Source organism: Flavobacteriales bacterium (genome assembly GCA_013214975.1).
Lineage (GTDB): Bacteria > Bacteroidota > Bacteroidia > DT-38 > DT-38 > DT-38.
Window position 1 is genome coordinate 1 of sequence record JABSPR010000384.1, and the last position, 5089, is coordinate 5089.

The 5089-nt window shown below is 37.8% G+C and carries 3 protein-coding genes; all 3 read left to right on the forward strand.

What is annotated here, in order from left to right; all coding sequences use genetic code 11:
- On the forward strand, positions 1 to 398 hold a 398-nt coding region (fdhD, locus tag HRT72_12145; protein ID NQY68454.1), incomplete at its 5' end, for a formate dehydrogenase accessory sulfurtransferase FdhD.
- 96 nt (positions 399 to 494) lie between these two features.
- Complete coding sequence (locus tag HRT72_12150) at positions 495 to 2159, forward strand: NAD(P)H-dependent oxidoreductase subunit E (GenBank protein ID NQY68455.1); 1665 nt, start codon at positions 495 to 497, stop codon at positions 2157 to 2159.
- Positions 2160 to 2183: 24 nt separating this feature from the next.
- Positions 2184 to 4985 (forward strand): formate dehydrogenase subunit alpha, encoded by a 2802-nt coding sequence (fdhF, locus tag HRT72_12155; protein NQY68456.1) that lies wholly within the window; start codon positions 2184 to 2186, stop codon positions 4983 to 4985.
- The last annotated feature ends 104 nt before the right edge of the window (positions 4986 to 5089 follow it).

A 5089-nucleotide genomic window follows, 5' to 3' on the forward strand; every position in this document is an offset into this window, starting at 1 on the left:
GTCTAATTCACGACATTCCAAACACACTACGGAAAGCACAAACAGTATTTGAACACACCGGTGGCATTCATGCTGCAGCACTTGTTGATATTGATGGCAATATGATTGCCATGCGAGAAGATGTAGGAAGACACAATGCTGTTGACAAATTAATAGGCTCACAACTATTCGAAGGCAAAGTGCCTCTTTCAAATTGTCTAATAATGGTCAGCGGACGGGCTAGTTTTGAACTAATCCAAAAATCAGTGATGGCGGGTATTCCAATTTTAGCAGCAGTTGGAGCACCTTCAAGTTTAGCTATCGGATTGGCTAACAAATTCAATATGACCGTATTGGGTTTTGTAAGAGACAAAAGGTTCAATATATACTCTGGAGAACCTAGAATTAGTCAAGATTAACCCACTTATAAGATGGTCGACAACTTGGTAAATCAAGTAATCTTTTTTTCATAACTTAGACCATTAACAATACGTTTACATAAGCTATTAAAATATATGTCTGATAATTTAAGCAACCTGGCTGGTAAAAAGGGATTAGAGAACAATCTATTCCAAGATCTTCTTAAAGAAGCCAAAGAACATGGTACTCCAGATGATGAAAGGCTAAAAGAGCTCGCCGAACAATACCTTGTTGGCGACGCAAACGCTTACGGAACTACTTCTTTCTATGATTTCTTAAAGAAAGAAAACCAAGGTAAAAAGGTTTACATGTGTAGTGGTAGTGCTTGCTTAACGGCTGGAACACAAGATGAACTTAAAAAAGGATTATTAGAGAACTTCGAAGAAGAAGAAATTGGTAAGATCTGTTGTTTAGGTAGATGCCACGAAAATGCTGCGATCAACTACAACGGAACAAACTATTCAGGAATCAATGCATCTGATCTTTCAGACATTATTCATGAAGACAAAAGAGAATTAGGTGCAGACACATATAATATAGGCAGCAACGTAAGCAATCCAATCCTTACTGCAGAGTTTCCTGGAATCAATGAATATTACAAAATATTCCGAAGTGTAATCTCTAATACTCCTGAACAAGCATTACAAACTATTGATGACTCGGGCATTAGAGGACGCGGTGGTGCTGGTTTTCCAATGGGATTCAAACTAGGAGCTGCTAAAAAAGAAACTGATGAGCAAAAGTTCATTGTATGTAATGCAGATGAAGGAGATCCAGGCGCATATTCGGACAGATACTTAATGGAGAAACAACCGCATTCCGTTTTAATGGGAATGATGATCGCTGGTTTTATTATTGGAGCAAATCGAGGAGTTTTATATATCCGAGCAGAATACCCAGAGTCTGTTGCGGTAATTAAAAATGCTATCGAAGAATTAGAACGCAGAGGATTAAACGGTGAGAACATAGATGGAACAGGATTCGATTTTAGATTTAAAATTGTAGAAGGTGCTGGTGCTTATATCTGTGGAGAAGAAACTTCTTTACTTTCTTCTATAGAAGGACAAAGAGCAGTTGTTAGAGTAAGACCGCCCTATCCGGCACAAAAAGGCTTGTTCAATAAGCCAACAGTTGTAAATAATGTGGAAACATTGGCTTGTGTACCGTATATAATAAAAAATGGCGGTGCTGCTTACAAGAAATTTGGAACAGAAAAATCTTCAGGAACTAAATTAGTTAGTCTTGATAGCTTCTTTAACAAGCCAGGGATTTACGAAATTGAAATGGGAACTCCTTTCAAAGATGTTGTTTACGAATTTGGAGGTGGGTTTAGAAAACCTGTTAAGGCAGTTCACGTGGGTGGTCCACTTGGCGGAATTATACCAACAGATAAAATAGTAGAGTTGTCTTTAGATTTTGAATCATTTGCATCTGCTGGATTCCTAATGGGACATGCAGGAGTTGTTTCTGTTCCAGAAGACTTCCCAATGATTGAATACCTAGAGCACTTATTTGAATTTACTGCAGATGAATCTTGTGGGAAGTGTTTCCCATGTAGTATTGGTGCTGTTAGAGGACAAGAAATGATTGCGAAAGCAAGAACAGAAGATTATAAAATCGACCAGAAACTAATGGACGACTTGTTAGAAACTATGGAAATAGGCTCGTTGTGTGCTCTAGGAGGTGGTTTACCTTTAGGCATTAAGAACGCAATGCAATATTTTGGAGAAGAATTAAAAACTTATTTCACAAATAATTAAAGACAATAAAACAATACAGCGATGATGTTTAAACCCAATAAAGCCTCTGAATCAATTGAGGTAGAAGGCGTGGATGTAGATACAAAGATTGCATATATAGACAATCAAGCGTTTACATTCGTACCAGGTGAATCTATCTTGTCTTTCATTAATAGAGCTCATGGCGATGACTCTATTCCCACACTTTGTGATGCTCCAAATTTAAAGCCCTACGGTTCTTGTAGAGTTTGTAGTGTTGACGTTGCATTAGAAGAAAACGGTAATGCAAGAGCGCAAGCTTCTTGTCATACTCCAGTTTTAGAAAACTCATACATCTACCCGCATTCGGATAGAATTAAAAGCTTAAGAAAAAATATTATTGAATTAGTTCTTACAGATTATCCTGTTAAGAAACTTAACGACAACAAAAACGGAACAAACGAATTACAAGTTGTAGCGAAACAAGTTGGCATGGAGCCAGAAATGATTCGTTACCCAGCAGGAAGAAATCACTTTGATATAGCCAAAGATGATAGTCATGCTTATATGCGTGCAGATCTTTCTACTTGTATTAACTGTTTCAGATGTGTTAGAGCTTGTGATGAAGTACAAGGACAGCATGTATTAAGTGTTGAAGGAAGAGGGTTTGACAGTAAAATCGTAATGGGCTTAGGTTCAACTTTTGCTGATTCAGATTGTGTTTCATGTGGTGCTTGTTCACAAGCTTGTCCTACAGGAGCTATTACAGATATTTTCGAATCTAAAGCAGTTGTTGCGGATGAAGAAATTAGAACTGTATGTACGTATTGTGGTGTTGGATGTAACTTAACAGTTAAAGTAAAAGATGGCGCGGTTGCGGCAATCACTGCTCCTTACGAAGCAGAATCTAACGAAGGGCATACTTGCCTTAAGGGACGATATGCGTTTAAGTTCTACGATCATCAAGACAGATTAACATCACCTTTAATTAAAGTAGACGGTGTATTCCAAGAAGCTTCTTGGGATGAAGCATATGACTTTATCGCTAAAAAATTACACAGCATTATCGACACAAACGGCGCTGATGCTGTTGCAGGCATTTCATCTTCAAGATGTACAAACGAGGAAAACTACTTGATGCAAAAATTCATTAGAGCAGTGGTTGGAACCAACAATATTGACTGTTGTGCTAGAGTATGCCACTCTCCTACTGCTTTAGGTATGCAAAGAAGTTTCGGAACGGGAGCTGCTACGAACTCAATCAAAGATTTAAAGAAAACGAATTGCATCATTATCATTGGCGCAAATCCTACATCTGGTCATCCAGTAACTGGAGCTAAGATTAAGCAAACCGTAATGGGCGGTGCAAAATTGATCATTATTGATCCTAGGAAAATTGAGTTGTCTAAATACGCAGATTACCATTTACAGTTAAAGCCAGGAACAAACGTTGCCATGTTAAACATGATGTTACATTACATCATTAAGGAAGATGTAGCGGATGATGCTTTTGTTGCTAATCGTACTGAAGGCTTTGAAGATTTCAAGAAAGAAATCATGGCATTAGACATGGACAAGCTTTCTGAGATAACAGGAGTTGATAAAGATCTAGTTAGAGATGCTGCTCTTTGTTATGCAACTGCTAAGAACGCTATGGAATTCCACGGTTTGGGTGTTACCGAGCATTCGCAAGGAACGTTTACAGTTCAATTAATTGCTGACTTAGCAATGATTACTGGTAACATTGGTCGTGAAGGAGTTGGTGTTAATCCACTTAGGGGACAAAATAATGTACAAGGAGCTGCTGATATGGGTTGCCAACCTCACCAAGGTGCGGGTTACATGATGGTAGACAATGACAAGTCCCATTCTCAATATGAAGAATTCTATGGTGCGAAATTATCAAACGAAATTGGATTAAAAATTCCAGAGATGTTTGATGCTGCTCAATCTAAAGATTTGAAAGCCCTTTGGATTATGGGTGAAGATGTTGTTCAAACAGATCCTAATACTACTGAAGTAATCAAATCAATGGAAGCATTAGATTTATTGGTTGTTCAAGAATTATTTATGACACCTACTGCAGAATACGCGGACGTAGTGCTACCTGCTTCTTCTTTCTTAGAAAAAAGCGGAACATTTACGAATGGTGAAAGAAGAATCCAAAGAGTAAATGCAGTTGTAGAGCCATTAGAAGGGACTAAACCAGATGGTCAGATCATTGTTGACATCATGAAAAGAATGGGTTATGAGCAAGCAGATTACGATGCAGAAACTATGTTAAAAGAGATTTCTCAAATCGTACCATTCTTTGCTGGTGTAACTTGGGATGGCTTAACAGACAATGGTAAGCAATGGCCTGTAACAGGAGATAATGAAGGGACAGAAATTCTTCATACAGTAGACTTCAAACGTGGCAAGGGTGCTTTCCATTTCCAAGACTGGAAAGAATCTAACGAACTTGTTAAAAACGGAAAAGAATATCCATTTGTATTAACTACTGGTAGAGAACTTGAACACTACAACTGTGGAACAATGACAAGAAGAACAAACAACAGTATGATTCTTTCGGAAGACATTCTTTTAGTTAATCCAGTAGACGGTAAAGCAAAAAGACTTGTTACTGGAGATTTAGCTTGTTTATCTTCTGCATACGGAAAAGTGGATTTACATGTAGAAATTACTGATCAAGTTAAACCAGGAATTTTATATACCACTTTCCACTTCCCTGAAGTATTAGTAAACCTGGTTACTGGCAACGAACACTGTTCTGAGTCAATGTGTCCAGAATATAAAGTAGTGGCTGCCGATATCCGAAAAGCAAAGAACGTTACAGAAAGAGAATTAGGAGAAGTAACCGAGGCGTAGTTAGAGTCATGGCAATAATTGTCATGATTCCAAAAAGCGAGATATTTTCTTCTAAGAACAACTTGTATGTCGTACTGATTAGGTCATAAATTCAATAATTTATA